Source organism: Aquibium sp. A9E412 (assembly GCF_030398335.1).
GTDB lineage: Bacteria > Pseudomonadota > Alphaproteobacteria > Rhizobiales > Rhizobiaceae > A9E412.
On record NZ_JAOAOP010000138.1, the window covers coordinates 1 to 1,216 of the forward strand.

The 1,216-nt window shown below is 65.5% G+C and carries 1 protein-coding gene; it reads right to left on the reverse strand.

The window, feature by feature from the left end; translation table 11 throughout:
• Window positions 1-18 precede the first annotated feature (18 nt).
• Complete coding sequence (locus tag N1F89_RS20580; protein ID WP_290086371.1) at window positions 19-1,176, reverse strand: ISAs1 family transposase; 1,158 nt, start codon at window positions 1,174-1,176, stop codon at window positions 19-21.
• Window positions 1,177-1,216 lie beyond the last annotated feature (40 nt).

Here is a 1,216-nt window from a genome sequence, read left to right on the forward strand (position 1 = left end):
CACGGCAGTGAATCCGGGTTAACGCGGCAAGGGCTGGAGGATGTGAGCGAGGTATTGGTTGTTTCTGGCAGCGCGTTTTCTGCGCAGTCTGATGGAACGTCGATCGTCGACCATGCGGATGAGGTTGAAGGCGAAGTGGCGCAGGACGGCCATGTTTGCCGGTCCGTGGCCGGTTCGGCCTCTTGCCTTGTCTTCGTTGAAGGTGACGTCGAGGACCCAGTGCAGCGAGGTCTCGATGGCCCAGTGGGCGCGGATGGCTATAGCGGCCTGTGGCGCGGTCATGGCGCGGGAAGAAACATAGAAGCGGCGGCTCCTGCTTGTGTTGCCCTTCTCGAAGGTCTCGGCCTCGACCATGACGATGGCTGCGATGTCGGGCAGGCGGTATTCGCCGGGGAAGCGGCGTTCGCCCTTCATCCAGTCGACATGGGTGGAGACGGCAATGCGGCGTTGCTCGACGCGGCCGTGGCCCTTGTCGATGTCGGCGGCGCGGTCGAGCCGCGGGGACTGCGGGTCGTCGAAGAAGCGCTCGATCTCGGCAAACAGGCCGGGCTGGTTGGCCTTGACCGCGATCAGATAGTCGGCGCCGGCGTCGACGACCGCTTTGGCCACTTTGGGATTGCAGGCGATGGCGTCGATGGTGACGAGCGCGCCGTCGAGGGCCTTCGCGCTCGCCAACCGCTCCAGCAGCAGCGGGATCGTGTCCTGCTCGCAGCTTCCCTCCGCAACCGCCTCCTGGCCGATCACCAGACGCTCGCGCGTGGCGAAGGCCGACACAAGATGCAGCGCCGCCCGTCCACGCCGTCGGTCATGGCTGCCGCGCGATGTCTTGCCGTCGATGGCGACCAGGTCCGGCGCATCGGGCCGCAGCGCCGCCGCCCAGGATTGGAAGCAGGCGCAAAACAGGCTCGGGTCGATCCGGTTCATGAGCATGCGCAACCAGCGCGCACCGGGAACGCCGTGATGATAGGGCAGGAAGCGGCGCAGGAAGGCGAGATTGTCCTCACCCCAGTCGGCGATGTCCTCAAAGTCGTCGCCCGACGCGATCGTGCCGCAAACCACCAGCAGCAAGACCTCGGGCAGCGGATACGCCACCCGCCAACCCTCCCGATCATCCTCAATCAGCGCGAAATGGTCGAGCAAGAGCCGCAGGCGCGGCTTCTCAGCGATCTCAAGCATGGCAGCGGTCTCCGAATCACCGCCACCAACCGAATCAGAA

Excerpts from the sequence above, each read along its gene's own strand:
- N1F89_RS20580 (WP_290086371.1), bottom strand. The coding sequence starts at position 1,176 with ATGCTTGAGATCGCTGAGAAGCCGCGCCTGCGGCTCTTGCTCGACCAT.